This window comes from Flavobacterium sp. DW-iso2, from assembly GCF_058725285.1.
In genome coordinates, this window is the sequence record NZ_JBZXDY010000070.1 from 1 (window position 1) to 1198 (window position 1198).

The window sequence follows — 1198 nt, forward strand, 5'->3', positions numbered from 1 at the left end:
AGGCGGATTCAAGTTTCTAGCGCAATTTCTTGGCGATTAAGTTTTGCCTTATTTTTCAAATTCAGAAAGCAATTTTGTTTGTCTTTAGGCTTTCTAAATTCAAAAAATAAAGCTACGATTTATTTTGGATTAACAATGATTTTATATAAAATTTTGATTCATAAATAATCGACTAATTGTGTTTAGAGGAGAATCATATTCTAGTGTTTTTCTTGGTCTTTCATTGAGTTGATTTTGGATTTCTTTTAGTTGCTTTTTTGTTACTAAATTAAAGTCAGTTCCTTTAGGAAAATAGTCTCTAATTAATCCATTTGTATTCTCATTTGTTGGTCGTTCCCAGGGACTATATGGATGAGCAAAATACACTTTTACTTTGCTGTTTTTAGTAAAGGTTTTATGTTGTGCCATCTCTGTTCCATTATCATAAGTTAGGGATAGTTTTAAGTTGGTAGGAAGCTTTCTAAATTCACTTTCAAACGCCTTTCTAACAGCGGTTGAATCTTTCTTTTTTAGGTGTACAATTATTAAAAATCGAGTGGTTCTTTCTACTAGTGTTCCAATGGCACTTTCTCTGTTTTTTCCCAGCACTAGATCGCCTTCCCAATGACCTGGTATTTCTCGAGTAAGTACTTCAGCAGGTCTTTCATCAATACGAATTGGATCTTTAATTGTTGTTCTTTTATCAACACCTCTTCTGGTATTCCCACGATACTTTCTCTTCTGTCTCAATTGAGATATTAGTAGTTTTTCGACCTCTTTTTTGGGCTGAATATAGATGTGATAGTAGATACTTTCGTGTGAGATTTGCATTGTTGAATCGAATGGATAAAATTGTTTTAAAGCGTCTGAAATTTGCTTTGGTGACCAATGTAATTCTAGATGTAAATATACAAAATTCTTTAGCTTTGGATTGCTATTGATTTTGGATGTTCCCAATCGTCTATCTAGAAGATTATGAACATAATTCACTTCGGCTTTTAGGTTATCGTATGGCTCATTTCTCACTCTTTTTCGCTCTCGGGAAATGGTACTTGGATGAACCGATAGAGTAGTGGCAATTTGCTTGTTATTTTTGCCTAAAGCAATTAGTTTTTCAATCTGAATTCTATGGTCACGATTGAGTCTTTTGTAAGCTGTTTTCATATTACAATTTTAAGTATTTTTTGTCTTAAAATTGCGTTAGATTCCTGACTCTGCT

At 32.8% G+C, this 1198-nt stretch carries 1 protein-coding gene; it reads right to left on the bottom strand.

Translation table 11 applies throughout. The annotated features are described in order from the left end of the window. Nucleotides 1-141 precede the first annotated feature (141 nt). Nucleotides 142-1143 carry an IS30 family transposase gene (locus AC4PRO_RS18130; protein ID WP_074724800.1) on the bottom strand — a complete coding sequence of 334 codons (1002 nt, stop codon included), beginning with the start codon at nucleotides 1141-1143 and terminating at the stop codon, nucleotides 142-144. Nucleotides 1144-1198 lie beyond the last annotated feature (55 nt).

What these genes read in the sequence shown, in the direction of transcription:
- AC4PRO_RS18130 (WP_074724800.1), bottom strand. Translation starts at nt 1,143, where the DNA reads ATGAAAACAGCTTACAAAAGACTCAATCGTGACCATAGAATTCAGATT.